This is a genomic window from Shewanella violacea DSS12 (assembly GCF_000091325.1).
GTDB lineage: Bacteria > Pseudomonadota > Gammaproteobacteria > Enterobacterales > Shewanellaceae > Shewanella > Shewanella violacea.
Window position 1 is genome coordinate 2,653,665 of sequence record NC_014012.1, and the last position, 21,762, is coordinate 2,675,426.

Annotated in this window: 17 protein-coding genes and 7 tRNA genes; 15 read left to right on the forward strand and 9 right to left on the reverse strand. The window is 43.4% G+C overall.

What is annotated here, in order from left to right; all coding sequences use genetic code 11:
- Positions 1-9: 9 nt before the first annotated feature.
- Together pgl and zwf are read right to left on the reverse strand one after the other, a co-directional pair.
- Positions 10-708, reverse strand: coding sequence for a 6-phosphogluconolactonase (gene pgl, locus SVI_RS10940; RefSeq protein ID WP_013051591.1), 699 nt, complete (start codon positions 706-708; stop codon positions 10-12).
- Positions 709-720: 12 nt separating this feature from the next.
- Entirely contained in the window at positions 721-2,193 is a 1,473-nt protein-coding gene (gene zwf, locus SVI_RS10945; protein WP_013051592.1) for a glucose-6-phosphate dehydrogenase, read from the reverse strand.
- A 311-nt stretch (positions 2,194-2,504) separates the two neighbouring features.
- Between zwf and SVI_RS10950 the strand changes: the two genes are divergently transcribed.
- A complete protein-coding gene (locus SVI_RS10950) occupies positions 2,505-3,359 on the forward strand; it encodes a MurR/RpiR family transcriptional regulator (RefSeq protein ID WP_013051593.1) in 855 nt (284 codons plus the stop codon).
- A 184-nt stretch (positions 3,360-3,543) separates the two neighbouring features.
- Positions 3,544-4,983: a pyruvate kinase gene (gene pyk / locus SVI_RS10955; RefSeq protein WP_013051594.1), complete on the forward strand. Its 1,440-nt coding sequence runs from the start codon at positions 3,544-3,546 to the stop codon at positions 4,981-4,983.
- Positions 4,984-5,110: 127 nt separating this feature from the next.
- Here the strand turns inward: pyk and SVI_RS10960 are convergent, their stop codons facing one another.
- Positions 5,111-7,387, reverse strand: a complete 2,277-nt coding sequence (locus tag SVI_RS10960; protein WP_013051595.1) for an acyl-CoA dehydrogenase — start codon at positions 7,385-7,387, stop codon at positions 5,111-5,113.
- Positions 7,388-7,417: 30 nt separating this feature from the next.
- On the reverse strand, positions 7,418-8,056 hold the full coding sequence (locus SVI_RS10965; RefSeq protein WP_013051596.1) for a TetR/AcrR family transcriptional regulator: 639 nt from the start codon (positions 8,054-8,056) through the stop codon (positions 7,418-7,420).
- Positions 8,057-8,253: 197 nt separating this feature from the next.
- On the opposite strand from SVI_RS10965, the gene SVI_RS10970 reads away from it, so the two are divergent.
- The 3 genes from SVI_RS10970 (at position 8,254) to SVI_RS10980 (ending at position 11,348) form a co-directional block, all read left to right on the forward strand.
- A complete protein-coding gene (locus SVI_RS10970) occupies positions 8,254-10,092 on the forward strand; it encodes a M2 family metallopeptidase (protein ID WP_013051597.1) in 1,839 nt (612 codons plus the stop codon).
- 214 nt (positions 10,093-10,306) lie between these two features.
- Positions 10,307-10,873, forward strand: a complete 567-nt coding sequence (locus SVI_RS10975) for a YybH family protein (RefSeq protein WP_041419885.1) — start codon at positions 10,307-10,309, stop codon at positions 10,871-10,873.
- Positions 10,866-11,348: a YchJ family protein gene (locus SVI_RS10980; protein ID WP_013051599.1), complete on the forward strand. Its 483-nt coding sequence runs from the start codon at positions 10,866-10,868 to the stop codon at positions 11,346-11,348. The genes SVI_RS10975 and SVI_RS10980 overlap by 8 nt, the downstream gene beginning before the upstream one ends.
- Positions 11,349-11,405: 57 nt before the next feature.
- Here the strand turns inward: SVI_RS10980 and SVI_RS10985 are convergent, their stop codons facing one another.
- The 3 genes from SVI_RS10985 to SVI_RS10995 form a co-directional block, all read right to left on the reverse strand.
- Positions 11,406-13,574 (reverse strand): sensor domain-containing phosphodiesterase, encoded by a 2,169-nt coding sequence (locus tag SVI_RS10985; protein WP_041419886.1) that lies wholly within the window; start codon positions 13,572-13,574, stop codon positions 11,406-11,408.
- Positions 13,575-13,722: 148 nt separating this feature from the next.
- On the reverse strand, positions 13,723-14,010 hold the full coding sequence (locus SVI_RS10990) for a DUF406 family protein (RefSeq protein ID WP_013051602.1): 288 nt from the start codon (positions 14,008-14,010) through the stop codon (positions 13,723-13,725).
- Between the two features lie 171 nt (positions 14,011-14,181).
- Positions 14,182-14,694 (reverse strand): VC2046/SO_2500 family protein, encoded by a 513-nt coding sequence (locus tag SVI_RS10995; protein WP_013051603.1) that lies wholly within the window; start codon positions 14,692-14,694, stop codon positions 14,182-14,184.
- A 124-nt stretch (positions 14,695-14,818) separates the two neighbouring features.
- Here SVI_RS10995 and SVI_RS11000 point away from each other — a divergent pair.
- The 8 genes from SVI_RS11000 (at position 14,819) to SVI_RS11035 (ending at position 17,175) form a co-directional block, all read left to right on the forward strand.
- A tRNA-Tyr gene (locus SVI_RS11000) sits at positions 14,819-14,903 on the forward strand.
- 31 nt (positions 14,904-14,934) lie between these two features.
- Positions 14,935-15,019, forward strand: a tRNA-Tyr gene (locus SVI_RS11005).
- 92 nt (positions 15,020-15,111) lie between these two features.
- Positions 15,112-15,196: transfer RNA gene (locus tag SVI_RS11010), tRNA-Tyr, on the forward strand.
- Positions 15,197-15,288: 92 nt separating this feature from the next.
- Positions 15,289-15,373, forward strand: a tRNA-Tyr gene (locus tag SVI_RS11015).
- Between the two features lie 97 nt (positions 15,374-15,470).
- A tRNA-Tyr gene (locus SVI_RS11020) sits at positions 15,471-15,555 on the forward strand.
- 97 nt (positions 15,556-15,652) lie between these two features.
- Positions 15,653-15,737 (forward strand) — tRNA-Tyr (locus tag SVI_RS11025).
- 98 nt (positions 15,738-15,835) lie between these two features.
- Positions 15,836-15,920, forward strand: a tRNA-Tyr gene (locus SVI_RS11030).
- Between the two features lie 193 nt (positions 15,921-16,113).
- Complete coding sequence (locus SVI_RS11035; protein ID WP_013051604.1) at positions 16,114-17,175, forward strand: PLP-dependent cysteine synthase family protein; 1,062 nt, start codon at positions 16,114-16,116, stop codon at positions 17,173-17,175.
- Between the two features lie 292 nt (positions 17,176-17,467).
- Here the strand turns inward: SVI_RS11035 and queE are convergent, their stop codons facing one another.
- The gene (queE, locus tag SVI_RS11040; RefSeq protein WP_013051605.1) at positions 17,468-18,136 is read right to left on the reverse strand and encodes a 7-carboxy-7-deazaguanine synthase QueE; all 669 of its coding nucleotides are present in this window, start codon (positions 18,134-18,136) and stop codon (positions 17,468-17,470) included.
- 168 nt (positions 18,137-18,304) lie between these two features.
- Between queE and queC the strand changes: the two genes are divergently transcribed.
- On the forward strand, positions 18,305-18,991 hold the full coding sequence (gene queC / locus SVI_RS11045) for a 7-cyano-7-deazaguanine synthase QueC (protein WP_013051606.1): 687 nt from the start codon (positions 18,305-18,307) through the stop codon (positions 18,989-18,991).
- Positions 18,992-18,996: 5 nt separating this feature from the next.
- The gene (gene rrtA / locus SVI_RS11050) at positions 18,997-19,614 is read left to right on the forward strand and encodes a rhombosortase (protein WP_013051607.1); all 618 of its coding nucleotides are present in this window, start codon (positions 18,997-18,999) and stop codon (positions 19,612-19,614) included.
- 103 nt (positions 19,615-19,717) lie between these two features.
- Here the strand turns inward: rrtA and uvrB are convergent, their stop codons facing one another.
- Complete coding sequence (uvrB, locus tag SVI_RS11055; protein WP_013051608.1) at positions 19,718-21,733, reverse strand: excinuclease ABC subunit UvrB; 2,016 nt, start codon at positions 21,731-21,733, stop codon at positions 19,718-19,720.
- Positions 21,734-21,762: the final 29 nt, after the last annotated feature.

Genomic DNA, 21,762 nt, shown 5'->3' on the forward strand with positions numbered 1-21,762 from the left:
AATAACTCCTTAAGCGCTCCAGTAAACGTCCACTGGTGTCTTATGTTGTGCCAATACGGCTCTGATAGGCATAGTGTTAGCGTCTTCATTTTCAAGCGCTTGGCGATAAACTGATAGCTTCTTCTCACCGACTATATGTAGATAGATTTGGCGACTAGCCAAGATCGCCGTCTTTGACAGAGACAGCCTTGGATTAGGTGCAGAACCTGGATTAACAGCCACACATAACTTCTCTGTCGACAAGGCTTCTTCTATCTCCTTAGAGCATGGGAACCAAGAGCAAGTATGTCCGTCATTACCCATTCCCAGAACGACGACATCGAACGGATTAGAGAAATTAGCCAGTTGTTCGATAGCCATCGCACAACCCTCTTCCGGAGAAGAGAACATATTTTTAAGACCACGAAATTTGGCGGTATGAGCCTTATTTTGTAACAGGTGAGTCCTGACAAGCTTCTCGTTAGAAGCATCAGAGTCATTGTCGACCCAACGTTCATCGGCGAGAGTGATATACACCTCACTCCATTCAACATTTTTATGACTAAGCAGTTGAAAGAGTTTTACCGGGGTCGAGCCACCAGACACAATCAGACTTGCCTGACCGCGGGTATCTACCGCTTCCTGTAGTTGCTTAGCAATACGCTCAGCCAGCTGGTTTTCCAATGCTGTCTTATCATCAAACGATTTGAACACACTTTCTTTAATCATGACTTAATCCTCTTACTCGTCCCAAGAACGGCCGTCTTTAGCTATCAAGGCAACAGATGCCACTGGGCCCCAACTGCCAGCAGGATAGGGTTTTGGCTTCTCGTTGCTTTCTTCCCAAGCTTGAATGATTCCATCGACCCAAGTCCAAGCCTGTTCCACTTCATCCCGACGGACAAATAGTGCCTGATTACCCAACATAGCTTCGAGTAACAGACGCTCATAGGCATCTGCGATACGCTCATTTTTAAAGGTCTCGGAGAAGCTTAAATCGAGTTTGGTGGTCTGTATTCTTTGCTTTTGCTCAAGACCCGGAACCTTATTCATCATCTGAATTTCGACACCTTCGTGGGGCTGAAGTCGAATCGTCAATTTATTTGGCGGTAAGTTCCTATAGCTTGAGCTATAAAGGTTATGAGGTGGGTTCTTGAAATAAACGACAATTTCAGAACTCTTGGCTGGCATACGTTTACCACTGCGAAGATAGAATGGTACTCCGGCCCAACGCCAGTTATCGATGTCAATTCTTAAGGCAACGAACGTCTCAGCATTAGACTGAGTATTGGCGCCCTCCTCTTCCAGATAACCGGGAACCGGTGAACCTTGCAAGAATCCAGAGGCGTATTGACCGCGAACCGTATTCTCATAGATATTATCTGAATTGATAGGACGAAGTGATTTGAGCACTTTCACTTTCTCATCACGTATACTGTCGGCATCTAGGTTAACCGGAGGATCCATGGCTACAAGAGTCAGTACCTGCAACAGATGATTCTGGATCATGTCACGCATCTGACCTGCTTTATCGAAATACCCCCAACGGCCTTCGATACCTACCTCTTCAGCAACCGTGATCTGTACATGATCTATGGTTCGGTTATCCCATTTAGAGGAAAACAATGAATTGGCAAAACGAAGTGTGATCAGATTCTGAACGGTTTCTTTACCTAGGTAGTGATCGATACGGTAAATTTGATTTTCATTGAAGAAGGCAGAAACATTGTCGTTGATGATTTTAGAAGATTCGAGATCGTAACCTATGGGTTTTTCTAATACGACACGTGAATCAGGATAGATTAATTTTTGCTCATTAAGGCAGCGACAGATATCACCGAAGATCACTGGCGGCGTCGCAAAATAACTGACCATCACCCTTTTCTCGGGCTCGAGTATGTCATGGAAAGGTTTGTAACCTTCAGACTCAGTAAAGTTCGTCCCTATATAATGGCATCGTAGTAAGAAGCGCTCGACAGTCTCCTGACAAAGATCCTCTTTTACAAAGGTCTTCAGGGCTTTATCGACTAACGCTTTAAATTCTTCTTGAGTGAAAGCATCTTTAGCTACGCCAATTACTTTAGTGTCGACATTCAGTAACCCAGCTTTGTCTAACTGATATAAAGAAGGAAGTAATTTACGCCGCGCCAAATCACCTTTAGTACCAAACAAGACAAAATCACAAGCTTTGGCTCCTGGTGTTGTTATGCCCATAGCTTCTCAATCTCCTAATGTCACCGTGTTCAATCGAATCGATATGAATTTCACGTGTATGTTGTAATATAACAACAGAATTTGTTAATTGCATCTTAAATTTGAAAATAGCACCTATTAGTTAACTAGGCATACAAGCCTATAATCTGGTATGCTTTTCGTGATTAAATGACTATATATAGTAGAAACTTTTAATCTAACTCAAGTTATAATCCGTCATAGCAGTCAAGTTTCTCAATTTAAAGAAGCTTTCAAAAATGACAGAAAAAAACAATAAAATTACATATTTTTTTTCGAGTGGACGTACGCATATGAATACCCTAGAAAAGGTCCAAAAAAGCCTCACACATTTTAGTAAATCAGAGCGGAAAGTTGCTGAAGTCATTTTGGCTTCTCCACAGACGGCGATCCACTCAAGTATTGCCACTCTGGCTAAGATGGCCGACGTGAGTGAACCCACAGTTAACCGCTTCTGCCGTCGTTTAGACACCAAGGGCTTTCCGGATTTTAAACTCCACCTAGCTCAAAGTTTAGCTAACGGGACACCCTATGTCAGCCGTCATGTGGAAGAAGATGACACTCCTGAGTCCTATACAACAAAAATATTCGAATCATCAATGGCTTCTCTCGATACCGCCAGGCAGAGCATAGATACGACTGCTATCAACAAGGCCGTCGATATACTGACCCAAGCGAAGAAAATTTCTTTCTTTGGTCTAGGTGCCTCAGCCTCAGTGGCTCATGATGCGCAGAATAAGTTCTTTCGATTCAATGTTCCCGTCATCTGTTTTGATGACGTTTTGATGCAACGTATGAGCTGTATCAACAGTGGAGAAGGCGACGTTATCGTGCTTATATCACACACAGGCAGAACCAAGTCTATGATTGATATAGCTAGGATAGCCCGTGAAAATGGCGCTGCTGTAATAGGCATAACAACCCTAGACTCACCACTATCAATTGAATGCACACTGCCTATAACCATGGAAGTTCCTGAAGATACGGATATGTATTTACCTATGGCATCTCGCTTAGCTCAATTGGTTGTCATTGACGTATTAGCAACCGGCTTTACTTTACGCCGTGGACCTAGATTCAGAGAGAGCTTAAAGCGGGTGAAAGAAGTGTTAAAAGAATCCAGAATCGACAAAGATTCTATAATGTAACAGACTTTCTTTGCCTCCCCGGCAGTACAACTTCCTTTGTACTGCCATTAAACCCCCAAATTTCAGTTTTCCTCCATAAAGTTATTATATTGTTCTAGATCATTTTGTTTGTAATTTTCCTACACAATGTCAGAACCTCTGTTAATATAGTGTCAGAATTTCTTTAAACTTAACGGAGTATGTCATGTTCCGCAGAACCAAAATCGTAACAACTTTGGGTCCCGCTACCGATCGCGATGACAACTTACGCCGCATAATTAAAGCAGGCGCAAATGTTGTTCGTCTTAACTTTTCCCACGGCTCAGCTGAAGACCATATTAAGCGAGCTAAAGATACCCGCAGAATCGCCGCCGAACTCGGTGTTCATGTCGCTGTTCTGGGTGATCTTCAAGGTCCGAAAATTCGAGTCTCTACCTTCAAAGACAACAAAAAAGTTCAGCTAGACCTAGGTCAAAGCTTTATCTTAGATGCTGATCTTGCCAAGGGTGAAGGCGATGAGAAGCAAGTCGGTATCGATTATAAAGAGTTGCCAAACGATGTCTGTATCGGCGATATCCTTATGTTAGATGACGGCCGTGTGCAGCTAAGAGTCGAAAGTGTTGACGGCAATAAGGTACACACAACTGTCACAGTTGCTGGTCCCTTATCCAATAACAAGGGCATCAACAAGCAAGGTGGTGGTCTATCTGCTGCAGCGCTAACCGAGAAAGATAAGCGCGACATTCTTACAGCGGCAGAAATTCAAGTTGATTATCTTGCGGTTTCTTTCCCTCGTACGGGTGCAGATCTTGATTATGCACGTGAACTTGCCCTTAAAGCCGGCTGTAAGGCACTTATCGTGTCTAAAGTTGAACGCGCAGAAGCCGTTGCGACAGACGAAGCTATGGATGATGTGATCAGAGCATCCGATATCGTCATGGTTGCCCGTGGTGACTTAGGTGTCGAGATTGGTGACCCAGCACTTGTTGCAGTACAGAAGAAACTCATTAGGCGAGCTCGTCAGCTTAACAAGAGCGTGATCACAGCAACTCAGATGATGGAGTCTATGATCACCAGCCCAATGCCAACTCGTGCTGAAGTCATGGATGTGGCTAATGCTGTTCTCGACGGTACTGATGCTGTGATGCTATCTGCAGAAACTGCGGCAGGTGACTTCCCGGAAGAAACCGTCAAGGCGATGGCTGAAGTCTGTCTTGGTGCAGAATTACACCCAAGTGTACAAGTCTCTAAGCATAGACTCGATCAAAGCTTCGATTCTGTTGAAGAAACGATTGCGCTATCGACCATGTATGCAGCTAATCACCTTAAAGGTATCAAGGCGATCATTGCATTAACTGAATCTGGTGCGACTCCTCAGTTGATGTCTCGTATCAGCTCAGCTTTGCCTATTTTTGCCTTGTCACGCCATGAAGTGACATTAGCCAAGATGGCTGTATATCGCGGTGTACAAGCTGTACATTTCGACTCTACTAATATCAGTGCCGAAGATGTTGCTCGTAAAGCGTTAGAAACACTAACTGCTGCTGGTTACCTCAAGAGTGGCGATATGGTCCTAATGACTAAAGGTGATTCGATGGAAACTATCGGCGGAACCAATACCAGTAAGGTATTGATCGTCGCTTAATTCCTCATCATTGAATAAAAAGGGCACGCGAAAGCGTGCCCTTTTTTATTGGGGATTCCACTAGCAGTTTATGACAATAAACAAAAAGGACGCCGAGGCGTCCTTTTTATTATCTAAGCTATCGAAGTTACAATGAACTAAAGTCATCGACATTGATTGCAGCCAATCTCAACTTATCGGCAGCAAGCACAGACTCCAACTCAACCGCATCGATAATGAGTGTCTCGTGGGCTAATTTAAATAAAGCCAAGTTACTCATCTTCTTAGGTAAAGAACCGCCTCGCTGGGCCATTTTTATCTTTTTATGGATCTGCCTACAGTTAAACTGTGCGATAAAGGCACTTTCAACTTCGGCAATCCCACTGGTATCTCCCTCAAATTCAGGACATAAGAAGGTAATACGATCACGTGCAGGTCCTGGCTTTGACATGCCTTGAACCAGTGTGACGGCCATCTTGTCAGTCACACCATTAAAATGGTTACCCAGAGGAAATATAAGTGCCCTCATCAGCCAAGCTACTGGACGGTTAGGGAAATTACGTAGAGTACCTTCCAAAGCCTGAGCCGCTTTTTGTAATCGGGTAGCCATTACATAGCGAACCGCGGGTAGATCATCATGCTGACGACCGTTATCTTCGAAGAGTTTCAATGTTGCAGAACCTAAATAAAGCTCACTGAGCACATCACCCATTCTTGCTGATATCATCTCTTTTCGCTTAAGATCTCCACCCATGATCAACATGGAAACATCGGTCATAAATGCCAACGCCGATGAGAGTCTCGACATGTCCCTATAATATTGCTGAGTCTCACCGCTCACAGGAGTCTGATTAAAACGACTAGCCGTTAACGCACAAAACACCGAACTGAATGCATTACGGACCGTATAACCAATATGACCCAGAAGCAGCGAATCGAAACGTTCCAATGCGGCTTCTTTGTCATCCATTGCCGCAGTTTCCATCTCAGCGAGTACATATGGATGGCAACGAGTCGCTCCCTGGCCGAATATCATCAGGCTACGGGTAAGGATATTAGCCCCTTCTACCGTAATTGAGATGGGATTCGCCATATAAGGGTGACCCAGGTAGTTTTTCGGGCCCAGTTGAATGCCCTTACCCGATTGAATATCCATGGCATCGTTAAGCACATCACGGCTCATCTCAGTCATATGATATTTTGCAATTGCCGTGACTACCGATGGTTTCACTTTTAGGTCTATACCCGTTGTCGTTAAGCGTCTTGCCGCTTCCAACTGGTAAGTGTTGGCAATAATTCGGGCAAGCGCCTCTTGCACACCTTCGAAATTACCGATAGAAAGGCCAAACTGATGCCTGACATAAGTGTATGCAGTGGTTGTCTTCGTTGCGGTGTGACCTGCAGCCGTTGCCAGTGCCGGTAATGATATCCCTCGACCTGCAGATAAACATTCCACCAACATGCGCCAACCTCGGCCTGCATATTGTGGTCCCCCTATGATCCAATCTAATGGAATAAAGACATCTTCTCCTTGAGTCGTGCCATTCATGAATGCCATGTTGAGCGGGTTATGTCTATTCCCTATCTTCACACCGGCGTGATCTGTAGGTATCAAGGCGCAGGTTATACCCAGAGCCACTTTATCACCTAACAAGCCATCAGGATCTCGCATCTGAAAGGCCAGACCGAGTACCGTAGCCACCGGAGCTAAGGTAATGTAACGCTTATCCCAGTTAAGCTTAAGACCCAGAATCTCTTCGCCTTCAAACTCTTGACGACAGACGATACCTTCATCGGGAATGGAACCTGCATCGGAACCTGCTTCAGGTCCCGTGAGTGCAAAACAAGGCACAGCTTCACCACTGGCCAATTTAGGTAACCAATGTTCTCTCTGCTCTTGTGTGCCGTAATGAGTGAGCAATTCGCCCGGACCTAAAGAATTGGGCACCATAACAGTAACAGCGGCACTGACGCTGCGGCTGGCAATTTTACTGACTATGGTCGAGTTAGCATATGCAGAGAAAGCTTTGCCCCCATACTGCTTAGGAATGATCAGAGCAAAAAATCCTTCATCCTTAAAATATTGCCAAAGTTCAGGTGGAAGATCCTTACGGTTTTGCACTATGTCATAATCATCGATCATGGTCAGTGCTGTCATCACCTGATTATTGAGAAAGTCTTGCTCTTCTGCGGTAAGTTTAGGCTTGCCATAGCTATGTAAGGTTTCCCAGTTAGGCTTACCTCTGAAAAGTTCACCTTCCCACCAGACATCACCGGCCTCCATCGCTTCCTTCTCAGTATCAGATAACGGCGGGAGAACCTTCTTAAAAAATGAAAATGCAGGACGGGTGATGAACTGGATCCTGATATTTTTAACACAAAAGAGCACGATAATGATCAAGAGTGCAAGTATGAACAGAGTCATGATTTTACCTTTTATTCTATAAAGCTGAGATTAAGCCATTACTGGAACCGCTACGCCTGCTGAAAGATAAGGGATAACTTTACGGATAACGGCTTCTATATCGTTATGCTCACCGAAATCTGCTGCTGCGATTTCAATTAACGCATCTGCCGAAGCCATGGTGAAGACCACAGTACCTAAGGTAAAGTGTAAACGCCAGAACATCTCCGCGGGAGGAATATGTGGAGCGCTGTCTGCTACAGCTTTTACAAATGGAGTCAGATGATCTCCGTAATGTGTGGTGATAAACCATCTGAGATGTCCCTGACTCTCTATATAGCCTCTACCCAGTAGCTGTAAGAAGGTACTGGTGCCCTCGGACCTTAGTTCATTTAGCTCTAACAAAGGTTTGACTAAGGTCGAAAAAATATCATTCAGCGAGGCATCTTTGTCACGACTCTGTAAAGCTAAGATTTCAGACGAGGCGGCAGGCATAAAAACATCGAGATATCTCGCTAAAACTGCCCGTATTAACTCTTTTTTTGAACCAAAATGATAATTCACTGAAGCAAGATTGACTTCAGCCTTACTGGTGATCAGACGTAAGGAGGTTTCAGAAAAACCTCGCTCAGCAAATAACTTTTCTGCAGCATCCAGTATTCTTGTTTTTGTATCGGAGCGATTTGCCATTTCGTGACCTTATAGCCGTATTTTAAACACTTGTTTAAATTAAACATTGGTTCACATTTTGTCAAACGAAATTATTAGTAGATAACAAGCTACAGCTAGATTTACACGCCATTCCGCCTCTTTTACTCCCTTCTACTTTTAAAAAACTGATTTTTAGTTAGAATACTCAACACAAAAACAACAAAGGAACTGAATTAATGTCACTTCTAATGCCGAAACTTTCACGTCTTTCGCTGCTCATTGCGCTTTCAATAGGGGTATCTGCCTGTAATTCCTCTAAAAATGACGATAGTAACTCAGCTTCATCTAAAACTTCAGAGGCTAAACAATTCCTAATACAATCTGAGCAAACATTGAGCGATCTTTCCATCGAGATTAATCGTGCCGAATGGATCTACAGCAATTTCATTACCGATGATACGGCGGCCCTCTCAGCGTCAGCGGCTGAAAAACTCACCGCAACCTCGGTGAGACTCGCGACTCAAGCCGCTCAATATACCGATTTAGCACTGGATGATACTAGTCTGCGTAAACTCAATATATTACGCAGTTCTTTGGTACTCCCCGCCCCTCTCGACCCTGAAAAAAATGCCGAGCTTGCCGGAATAAGTGCACAGCTCAATGGATTGTACGGTAAAGGAAAATATTGTTTCGATGACGGTCGCTGTTTAACTCAACCCGAGCTGTCAGCAATCATGGCTGAATCCAGTGACCCTAAATTATTACTCGAAGTGTGGCAAGGTTGGCGTGAAATAGCTAAACCTATGCGTCCTCTGTTTCAGCGTGAAGTTGAATTAGCCAATGAAGGCGCTAAAGATCTGGGCTACGCCGATTTGTCTGTATTATGGCGCAGTCAATATGACATGAAACCCGATGAATTCTCCAATGAACTGGACAGGCTATGGGGTCAAGTTAAGCCTCTATATGATTCATTACACTGTTATGTCCGCGGCGAACTCAATGAAGAGTATGGCGATGAAGTCGTACCGGCCAATGGGCCGATTCCGGCTCATTTACTGGGTAACATGTGGGCGCAGAGTTGGGGCAATGTCTATGATAAAGTCTCACCTCAAGATGCAGATCCGGGTTATGACTTGACTCAGCTTCTTGCCGAGCATGACTATGATGAAGTCAAAATGGTTAAACAAGCCGAAAGCTTCTTCAGCTCACTGGGTTTCGATGAGCTACCAGATTCATTCTGGGAGCGATCTTTGTTCGTCCAACCTAAAGATCGCGATGTAGTGTGTCATGCATCTGCCTGGGATCTGGATAACCTGGATGATATACGGATCAAGATGTGTATTCAGAAAACGGCTGAAGATTTTACCGTTATCCATCATGAGTTAGGTCACAACTATTACCAACGTGCCTATAAAAACCAGCCATTTATCTTCAAAAATAGTGCTAATGATGGCTTTCATGAGGCTATAGGTGACACGATTGCATTATCTATCACCCCAAGTTACCTGAAACAGATAGGTTTACTCGATGAAGTCCCTGATGCATCGAAAGATATCGGCCTATTACTCAAGCAAGCATTAGATAAAGTTGCCTTTATGCCCTTCGGCTTGATGATCGATCAGTGGCGCTGGAAAGTGTTCAGTGGTGAAATCACCCCGGATCAGTACAACCAAGCCTGGTGGGATCTAAGAGAGAAATATCAGGGAGTGAAGGCCCCCATCGAGAGAAGTGAAGCTGATTTTGACCCTGGTGCTAAATACCATGTACCAGGAAATGTCCCTTATACGCGTTATTTCTTAGCCCACATTTTACAGTTCCAATTCCACAAGTCCCTGTGTGAGACTGCCGGTGATACAGGGCCAGTTCATAGATGTAGTATTTATGGCAATAAAGCAGCAGGCAGTAAACTCAATACCATGTTAGAAATGGGACTGAGCCGTCCATGGCCTGATGCATTAAAAGTGGTCACTGGTAGCCCTGAGATGGATGCTAGCGCCGTGCTCGATTACTTCGCTCCGTTACAAGTTTGGTTAAATGAGCAAAACACTCAAGCAAAGCGCCAATGTGGATGGTGACCTTTATTTTACCTTTAGCGATTAATCGCTTAAGCCTATTAGCTTAACATTATGACCTTTTAAGGGCGCTATTTCAAAGCGCCCTTCTTATATGTACAACACTCTCCACTACAGCACCTTATCCACTGGACACACTTTGTTAAGAACTAAAACTTTAGATAATCAAGGTCATCTATTATAGTGACATCAGTAATTGTAGATTTGAAAAAATTTAATGTCATTAATAAAAGTTCTCTTAGTGAGTCTTGTCTCTTTTCTGTGCACGATACAGCCAGCGATGGCACAATCGGAAGACAATAGAGCCATTAATCAATTATATCGCCAGTTTTCACAGGCATTTAACCAATTAGATGCAGGAATAGTTGAGAATATCTATGCCGAGGATGCTTGCTATGTCCCTGAAAACCAAAGTAAGGGCATCACTATGGGACGAGAAAACATCATAGCCCTTTATAAGAAGTTTTTTGTTAAGATTAAACACAAGCAAGCCCGTATAGAGGTCGACTTTAGAGTCATTGAGCGACAAATGGAGAACAATAATGCGACAGATATCGGCTACTACCTGATCCGCTTTCATCCAGCTGAAGATGCCGAAGAACCCATCAGTGAATTTGCTGGGAAATTTGTCAATGTTTCCAGAAAGAATGCCAATGGAAAATGGTATCTTACCGTCGACACCAATAATCGTTCAGACACACCATTTTACTATAATGCAAAACCCACCCCAGAATTGTATTATGGTCGTCACTTTTCTCCTCTAACGTCCGAGCTCCATGACTAACAACCTTAATATTATCTGTCCTTGTGGTAATAGCCCGCAAAACACAGCACTTTTGTATCAAAACTGTTGTGGGAGATTGCATACTAACTCCCAAAAGGCAGACAGTCCTGAGCAGTTAATGCGCAGCCGATACACAGGCTTCGTACTTAAGTTATATGACTATTTGATAGCCACTCATCATCCGAAATATTTACTTGGTCTCACGGCCAGCACACTAGCCCAAAGCCCGGAAACTCACTGGTTATCATTGGAAATAATCTCTGTATCGAATACTGGCTTGCATGGGCAAGTTGAATTTCAGGCTTGGTATAAAGATGAAGCAGGTATAAATGCGATTCACGAACTATCTGATTTCAAGTGTGTCGACGGAGAGTGGTTATATACCCAGGGAGAACAGTTCGATGCAATTTTTCCTAAACGCAACCAAGCTTGTTTGTGTGGAAGTGGTAAGAAATTTAAACAGTGTTGTCTATAAGCATTAAGATGATTCTTGCTAAAATATGACATTTTAAGCAATAAATTGAATCACTCGTTAGTGAATCATCTCGTGATTTGATTTGAATAAAAACTGGCTAAACTCAGACTCTCTTAGGGCGGGACTGTAAAGGAAACCTTGAGCCTGATGGCACTTATGTTCCGATAAGAAATCTTCCTGTTCCTTAGTCTCTACCCCCTCGGCAGTTAAGGAAATATTGAGCGCCGAAGCCATAGCAATAATGGCGCTCACAATCTCACGACTCTCTCGACTTACTGTAAGATCGGAAATAAATGAACGGTCAATTTTAAGCTTACTGATGGGAAACTGTTTCAAATAACGCATCGAACTGTAACCAGTACCAAAATCATCGATAGCCAGCCCTACGCCAAGCTCAGAGAGCTCAGTACATAAATTAGTCGCATAATCTATGTCTTCCATCAATTCTGTCTCTGTGATCTCCAGGATCAGCGAGCCGGGTTGAAGTCGATAGCGCGACACTAAGTTCCACACCTGATCGAAAAGATTACCGCTAAAGAACTGGCGAGCGGAAACATTCACATGCATAGAAATATCAATTTGATGGTGTTGCCATAAATTGAGTTGCCTACATGCAGCTTCCAATACCCAAGTTCCAATGGCATTTATCAGGCCTGTTTGCTCGGCAATGTCGATAAAAGCACCAGGATACAGCACCCCTTTCTTAGGGTGGTGCCAACGGATCAATGCCTCTGCACCTATATATGTTCTGGTCTTAAGATCTTTAAGTGGCTGATAGTAGAGTTCAAACTCTCTCCCTCTCAGTGCGGTTTGTAAGTCACGCTCTATCTGCGCATCCTCTTTGAAGGTATTGAGTAAGGCATTATTAAATACTTGGATTTTGTCGCCTTGCTTTGTCTTGGCGTATTGCAAAGCGATATCGGCACAAGCTAAGGGAACAAAGCTGTCTTCAACAGACTCAATATCTACAATAGCCAGAGCCGGTTTAGCTTGGATCTGTTCACGGCCTATATGAACAGGCTGAGTCAGCTGACTGTATAACCTGGCTGTGATGTAGTCCATATCCACTTGATTTTGCGTAGGAATAATTATCGCAAATTCATCACTCCCCACTCTAGCGAGGTGTTCGGTTTTATTAACATTAGCAAAATGCTTCAAACGTCTGGCGATTTCAATCAGTAATTCGTCACCGTTTTGATGACCATAGGTATCATTGAAACGTTTAAAGCCGCAGAGATCGATGAGGATCAATTGGCCTGATTTACAGTGTTCTAACTCTTTATTGAAATAGCTGCGATTATAGAGTCCTGTCAAACCACAACGCCAGGCTAAACGCTCTAATTTTGCCTGGTACTGCTTCTCATCTGATATATCATCGGCTTTAACCAGTGCGTAATGATTGCCACGTTCGGTGATAAACTGTTTAACTGAATATCTGAGCCAGTATTGCCTGCCATCAGAGCGCACAACTAGGCTTTCTCCCTTAGCCACTGCTCCCATAGACACCTGTTCTAGGATGCCTTTAGCCTGTTGCGGATATTGTTTAATAAAATCGAGTTGTTTGAATGAATGTCCAATGACTTGACGTTTAGGCATACCGGATAGCCATTCATGGGCTTGGTTTACATATTCGATCAAATCTGATTTCAGGTTAATCAACATACTCACCTGCTCGGATTCTTCATCGGCACTGAGTAATAAAGTTAATCTCTCATCGTTTTCATAGGCATTGTGGGTCGCCAGAGTCAGCGCAAGTTGGTCGGCCACATGAGTCGCGATATGAATCTCGCTATCGGACCAAGGGGCTATCGATGTTCTTTCTAAATATAAGATACCTTCGAGATGACCGTTAATTCTTATGGCAACATCTAGGGATGACATTATCCCTTTAGGCTTGAAATACGCATCAGCTATCTCTATGACTCTAGGGTCCGAGTCCACATCATTTATATCTATCAGACACTTGTTTCTGAGTTCAGCGATATAATCAGGACAATCAAAGGGGGCGGGGCGTGAATACACAACAGGCAGCAAGGGACCATAATTAGCGGTCGCGCTAATTTGATTATCTTCACAAGAGAGCATACAGACACCTACGTAGGTGACAGCGAGTTGCTGACATAATAACTCAGTCGCCAACTCCGCCGTTTTCTGAAAATTACCCTCTTGTTTTTCTTTAGAGTTAACTATGCACTCTAATAAATCTTGATACTCACGCTTCTTCACGAATGTCCCTAAAAAAGTAAGCAAGATTACTTACTCAAAGCTTCATATGATGATGGCTAATCTATCAAAGTTATTGAAAATATTATTAGTATTTGTTATTTCAATCAGCCTACACACAATATAACTTTTGAGCAACATGGCCATAGAACTAAAATGAATTTTCTAATTGAAAAATCATTTTTTCTGCACTAAAGGAAAAATTAATCGTTAGACTAATGCCAGAATCCTGGCTCACTGACCCTACATTAACGTCTTCAAATCTGGCTTTAACTTTCTGTGTCAACAATTCTGATTCAGCCTGAGCTTGTGGCCCTGTGAAGTGGACGACTAATTGTCTGTCGTGTTCATCGATCACGGCACCAATATCGGCATAACTACCACAATCAGTGCAAGTATCGTTGACTAAACTAGATTGAGCATTCTGAATATTTTTCATGGTACATAGGTCTCGAAAATGAATAATAAGCAAGTATTATACGTCAATGTTATGAAGGCATTGATAGATACCTCAAACTTCAACAATAAAAGGTAATCTCTTATCATAAAACTTCATAAAAATGGTATTAACAGTCCACTCGACTGATGACTTAAAATATTGAAGCTCACATTAACACCTAGCTATAATCTGACTCATCTGTCTTTGCTGAGAAAGAATATCAACAAAATTAGGCGGATCGAGATCCCTTGAATCGTCATAACCAGCTTGGTTCGATTTTGACCTAGTGAATTTTTCTCGAGTTAACAGATCACAATTTATCAGCACCTCTAACATCTCAGCAGGTTCACTTCCTCGAGTGACCAAAGCTTCGGCTTGGATAGCCTGGGCCAATTGAAAAGCGCGAGCACCACCTTCTCTGAATACTCGACTATGCTCAATCGGTGAATTATTCACCGAAAGGTCGGTAACTAACTGCTGAGGATTTGCGATATCAAACTTTTTTCGCAGTCGTTTATCACTATTATTAGCTGGCTGATCAGTTTGAAATTGAGCCATATCACGTGCATCTGTAGATAATAAGGCCAATAAAAGGGCAAACTCCCCCCGACGACCATTATCTATCGCATGATTAAGCCTAGTGCCTAATTGTGACTCATTTACTAAAACTGAACTCGGTTGCATAAATAAACATCAATAAATCAACTCGTTGATAGTTAATCGACCGCTTGAATCAGAACTTTAGCTTTTTTTTAAAATGAGGCTTTACTCTGATGGAGTTTGTGACTACTATTGCCGCCGCAATTGAGGAGGGGTTCCCGAGTGGCCAAAGGGATCAGACTGTAAATCTGACGGCTCAGCCTTCGAAGGTTCGAATCCTTCTCCCTCCACCATTTGCACTAAAGAAAGAAAATAAAGATATCTGGAGGGGTTCCCGAGTGGCCAAAGGGATCAGACTGTAAATCTGACGGCTCAGCCTTCGAAGGTTCGAATCCTTCTCCCTCCACCATCTTTATTTCACCGACTTTAGACATGTAAAAAGCTAATCTTATCTAGGGTTATTACTCACTCAAGAATAATATTAGTCAGAAGATAAAATGTGGAGGGGTTCCCGAGTGGCCAAAGGGATCAGACTGTAAATCTGACGGCTCAGCCTTCGAAGGTTCGAATCCTTCTCCCTCCACCATCTTTATTTCACCGACTTTAGACATGTAAAAAGCTAATCTTATCTAGGGTTATTACTCACTCAAGAATAATATTAGTCAGAAGATAAAATGTGGAGGGGTTCCCGAGTGGCCAAAGGGATCAGACTGTAAATCTGACGGCTCAGCCTTCGAAGGTTCGAATCCTTCTCCCTCCACCATCTTTGCTTCACCTATGTTAGACAAGTACAAGTAAAAGCTAATCTTATCTAGGGTTATTACTCACTCTAGAACAATATTAGTCAGAAGATAAAATGTGGAGGGGTTCCCGAGTGGCCAAAGGGATCAGACTGTAAATCTGACGGCTCAGCCTTCGAAGGTTCGAATCCTTCTCCCTCCACCATCTTTGCTTCACCTATGTTAGACAAGTACAAGTAAAAGCTAATCTTATCTAGGGTTATTACTCACTCTAGAACAATTTTAGTCAGAAGATAAAATGTGGAGGGGTTCCCGAGTGGCCAAAGGGATCAGACTGTAAATCTGACGGCTCAGCCTTCGAAGGTTCGAATCCTTCTCCCTCCACCATCTTTGCTTCACCTATAGTTAGACAAGTACAAGTAAAAGCTAATCTTATCCAGGGTTATAACTCACTCTTGAATGATATTAGTAGAAAAAGAAAATGTGGAGGGGTTCCCGAGTGGCCAAAGGGATCAGACTGTAAATCTGACGGCTCAGCCTTCGAAGGTTCGAATCCTTCTCCCTCCACCACTTTTTCTGTATACAAGTAATCCCATCTATATCTGCCCTATTTTCTCAGTTAGTTTTGTAAATTTCCCAATGTAAAACCCATATATTCTCTGTAAGTCTGTTACCCAGCCTCAAATTCAACTTTCACGATGAATTCAATTTAGTTAATATCTGCTACATTCCTTTATATTCACCTTCAAATATCAGAGGCAGCATGGCATCTTCTTGGGTAAATCAGGCAATCGCAATCATAGACGCTGATTATCAGCGTAGCGCTGACACACATTTAATTAAGTTAGACCTTCCGCTACTTGCCGGGATCGACATTTATCTGAAAGATGAAAGTACTCATCCAACAGGAAGTTTGAAACATAGACTGGCTCGTTCACTCTTCCTTTATGCATTATGTAATGGTTGGATTAGTGAAGGGACCACAGTCATAGAATCCTCATCGGGGAGCACGGCAATATCAGAAGCCTATTTCGCCCGACTATTAGGCTTACCCTTTATCGCTGTTATGCCTCGCACCACGGCAAAGAAGAAGGTGCAACAAATTGAGTTTTACGGTGGCAAGTGTCATTTTGTCGAACATTCCAATGAAATCTATGGGGAATCAGAACGTCTAGCCAGTGAATTGAAGGGCCATTACATGGATCAATTTACTTACGCTGAGCGGGCGACAGATTGGCGAGGCAATAACAATATTGCTAATTCTATCTTTGAGCAGATGACCAGAGAGCCCCACCCTATACCTAAGTGGATTGTGATGAGCCCTGGAACTGGTGGCACATCGGCAACAATCGGGCGTTATATTCGTTATCAACAACTGGATACACAACTGTGTGTAGTGGATCCTGACAACTCAGTTTTCTATGATTACTACACCAAGGGCGACAACTCGATCACCTTAGCCAGCGGCAGTAAGATTGAAGGCATTGGTAGACCGCGCGTCGAGCCTTCTTTCATACCTGGGGTTATCGATCATATGGAGAAGATACCTGATACCGCATCCGTGGCAACCATCTACTGGCTAGAGAAGCTTATCGGCCGTAAAGCCGGAGCATCGACCGGAACCAACCTATATGGTGTATTGCAGATAGCAGCCAGGATGCATGCTAAGGGCGAAACAGGCTCACTAGTCACTTTACTGTGCGATTCAGGAGAACGTTATCTGGACACTTACTATAACCCAGAGTGGATTAAAGAAAACATAGGCGATCTCAGCGAGTTTGAAAATAAACTCAAGAGTTTTGATGTCACCGGCCAATTAACTTAGACGCCAAGTACTGTGATCCTGACTGTGAACCTGAGTAAGTTAAAGACAAGATAGGCGATCTCAGTGAGTGTGAAAATAAACTCAAGAGTTTTGATGTCATCGGCCAGCTAACTTAAGCACCAAATATTGCAAACTGAATGAGATTGGCTTGAATGAGCTTGAATGAGCTTGAATGAGCTTAAAATAATATAGATGTTTTCGAGGAATTGGAGAACAGATTTAACAAGTTTGATGTGACATTGGTTAGCGCTTAAGTATCATGCAAGTTTGCGACCTAAGCGCTACGGCTAGATTAATCTATATTGAGGTATTTATGAGTCTGTATCGATAAACGCCAGTTACGCTCGATACAGGTTTTCATCGCTAGCTCTGTTGCCCTTGGTTTCTGACTAATGGGCTGCAGGCAGATTGTTTTACCATCAAGTTCAATCCCCTCGAGCAATTCATCCAAATCATCAATATGTTTGGACGTGGCTACCGGGTGCTTAATTTCATCTGCTCGCTCCAGTGCCTGGGTCAATACTGCCATACCCGCTTTCATATTGACCTTAGGTGACACAGTGACCCAAGTCTTATCTGAACAGATAACCTCAAATGTACCACTGGTTTCAATTTGAGTTGCGTAACCTTGGCTATTTAACTGTGATGTTAATTCTGTCAGATCATGGATACATGGCTCTCCGCCTGTGATCACCACATGATTCGCACTGAAGCCTTTGCGTATAAAAGAGTTAATAAGTGCTTCAGCGGTCAACTCGGACCAACGACCTATCTCTCCATCAACCTGTATCACCAGCTCTGGGGCGACTCGATTTTTCTCAAGCACATCCCATGTATGCTTAGTATCACACCATGAACATCCAACCGGGCATCCTTGAAGTCTTACAAAGATAGCGGGTACGCCGGTAAAAAAACCTTCCCCTTGGATGGTCTCAAAAACTTCATTAACTGGATACTTCATGGTCTACCTCTACAAGGATGGGCGGCATTTATAGTGTATTTTGGCTGTACAGGCAAGCTTTAACATCACTCAATAGCCAGTAAAAAGTCGATACTGATACAAGTGGTATTATACAAGCGAGAGACTGTCAGTTAAAATGGCGACAATTTAAATACTTTAGTGGTCAATATGTCAAAAGCAGTCGTCGTTTTTAGTGGTGGACAAGATTCAACTACCTGTTTAATTCAGGCACTCGAGCAATATGATGAGGTCCACGGTATCACCTTCGATTATGGACAACGCCATAGCCAGGAAATTGAAGTCGCTAAGGACTTAGGTAAGCGCCTTGGTTTAGCGAGTCATAAGGTTCTCGATGTGACCATGTTAAACGAGTTAGCCATTTCGGCACTCACCCGCGACGATATTCCTGTGTCAAATACCCTTATGGACAATGGATTACCCAATACTTTTGTACCAGGGCGTAATATCTTGTTTCTTACCTTAGCCGGAATTTTTGCCTATCAGCTGGGTGCAGAGGCCGTGATCACCGGAGTATGTGAAACTGACTATTCAGGTTATCCCGATTGCCGTAATGATTTTGTCAAAGCTATGGCATCGGCATTAGTTCAGGGAATGGACATAGAGCTTGAGTTGGTTACGCCTTTGATGTGGTTAAATAAAGCTGAAACCTGGGCCCTTGCCGACAAGTATAATTGCTTAGCCTTAGTCCGAGATGAGACCTTAACCTGTTATAACAATATCCTAGGTTCTGGCTGTGGTACCTGCCCTGCTTGCCTGTTAAGACAAACTGGTCTAGATGACTACTTAAGCAACAAAACTCAAGTACAGTTTGATTTAGCCGCAAAAACAGCTTAATAAGGATGCCACTTATTACCTCCGCAACAATCAAGCGATGGCTATCATCGAGCTATAGCTTAGTGACACTGGTTACTATTCTATGCATAGGACTCTATTGCTTAAATCTTGCAGACACCTTAGCTTACAGAAGACTAGAAATAGGTGATGGTGAGTATTGGCGGCTACTGACTGGCAATTTACTGCATACTAATGCCTGGCATTTACTCATGAATCTGGCTGGGCTCTGGGTGATAGTGCTGCTCCACCACACGCATTATCGTTTACTGCTTTTCACCTTGCTCTTCGGGCTCTGTTGTCTGCTTCAAGGTATAGGTTTATACCTGTTTTACCCAGGTTTGATCGGATATGTTGGCCTGAGTGGAATGCTCCATGGATTGTTCACCTACGGCGCAATAAAAGACATCACCACAGGATTAAAATCAGGTTATCTACTGCTTGTTGGTGTCATCATCAAAGTTGCCAATGAGCAGATTTATGGTGCCAGTCAGGAAGTCTCTGAGATGATAGGGGCGAGAGTCGCAACTGAAGCCCATCTTGTCGGCGTTATCAGTGGCATAATAATCTTCATAATGATTTACGCTGTTAGCGCTTGGTCTAGGTTACGAGTCGACACACGGTAGACAAGGCGGCAGATAAACTGCATAGAATGGATTTCAAAGAAAGCAGCAAGACGGATAAATGTCTTGCTGCTGTCAAATTACGCTGCAATCAACACATCTCTTTTTACGCTTTAATAAATGCATCTCTGAGCTTCAATACCTGATCCCTTACCGCCGCAGCCTGTTCAAACTCTAAGTTTTTAGCATGTTCGTGCATCTGCTTCTCCAGTGCATCAATTTGATGACTTAAACTTGCCGCATCCTGGACGACATATTTAGCCCTGTTTTGTGCAACGTTAAGACTGGAGTAATCACCTAAGATGCCTTTATCTCTCTCACCCACATCCATAACATCGGTAATTTTTTTCACGACGCCTTTAGGCGTAATACCGTTATCGAGATTATATTGATGCTGCATCTTGCGGCGTCGATCCGTTTCCCCCATAGCTGCCGCCATGGATTTAGTGATGCGGTCGGCATACAAGATCACCTTGCCATTAATATTTCGGGCTGCGCGGCCCATAGTTTGAATTAACGAGCGTTCGGAGCGTAAAAACCCCTCTTTATCAGCATCTAGAATACACACCAGTGATACTTCCGGCATATCCAAGCCTTCACGGAGTAAGTTAATGCCTACCAGCACATCGAAGACCCCCAAACGAAGATCACGAATAATCTCTACTCTTTCAACCGTATCGATATCTGAATGCAGATACCTTACCTTGATCCCATGCTCATCAAGATATTCACTTAAGTCTTCCGACATGCGTTTTGTTAACGTAGTTACCAAGACTCGCTCATCGACCTTAATCCTTTTACCTATTTCAGAGAGCAGATCATCGACCTGTGTCCCCACGGGTCTGACTTCGACTTCAGGATCCAGTAAGCCAGTAGGCCTTACCACTTGCTCAGCAATTTCTCCATCGCATTTATCGATCTCATATTGACTCGGAGTTGCGGAGACAAAAATAGTTTGCGGCATCAAATCTTCGAACTCTTCAAATTTGAGAGGACGGTTATCCAGTGCAGAAGGCAGACGAAAGCCATATTCCACTAGGTTAGACTTTCTGGAGCGGTCACCTTTATACATGGCACCGATTTGAGGCACAGTGACATGAGATTCATCTATGATCAGCAAGCCATCATCGGGCAAATAGTCCAGCAGTGTCGGTGGGCCCTCTCCTGTGGCTCTACCGGATAGGTATCGTGAATAGTTTTCAATACCTGAGCAGTAACCTAACTCCACCATCATTTCTAAGTCATATTGAACTCGCTCAGATATACGTTGGGCTTCGATCAATTTATTATTGTCCAGCAATTGCTGCTTACGTTCTCGCAGCTCTACTTTTATCTCTTCAGTAGCTGCAATAATTTTCTCTCTGGGAGTGACATAGTGACTCTTGGGATACACACTTATCCGGGCGATACGCTTTATAATATGCCCAGTTAACGGATCGAACAGGCTTAACCGCTCAATCTCATCATCAAAAAGCTCAACACGAATCGCATTCTTGTCTGAATCTGCAGGAAATATGTCAATCACTTCGCCTCGGACTCGAAAAGTACCACGATCTAACGCTATATCGTTCCGTTTGTATTGGAGTTCACTGAGACGTATGAGAATATCCCTTTGCCCCATGAAATCACCTACCCTAAGGTGCAGCAACATCTTCAAATAAGACTCGGGGTCTCCTAAGCCATAAATTGCAGATACCGAGGCGATTAACACCACATCCTTTCTTTCGAGGAGTGCTTTTGTGGCTGATAGACGCATCTGCTCGATATGTGCATTCACCGATGCATCTTTCTCTATGAAAGTATTGGTGGAGGGAACGTATGCCTCGGGTTGATAATAATCATAGTAAGAAACAAAATATTCTACAGCGTTGTGAGGGAAAAACTCTTTCATCTCACCGTATAGCTGGGCCGCCAAGGTTTTGTTGGGGGCCATTATGATAGTCGGCCTGCCCATCTTCTTGATAACATTCGCAATGGTGAATGTTTTACCTGAGCCTGTAACCCCGAGTAAAGTCTGAGTCGCAAGGCCTGATTCAATGCCATCAACCAACTTAGCTATCGCCTTAGGTTGATCGCCTGCAGGCGAATAATCTGATTCCAGCCGAAATATTGATTCTGTCACTAACCGAGTTCCTTTTTTAAGCAGCGCAG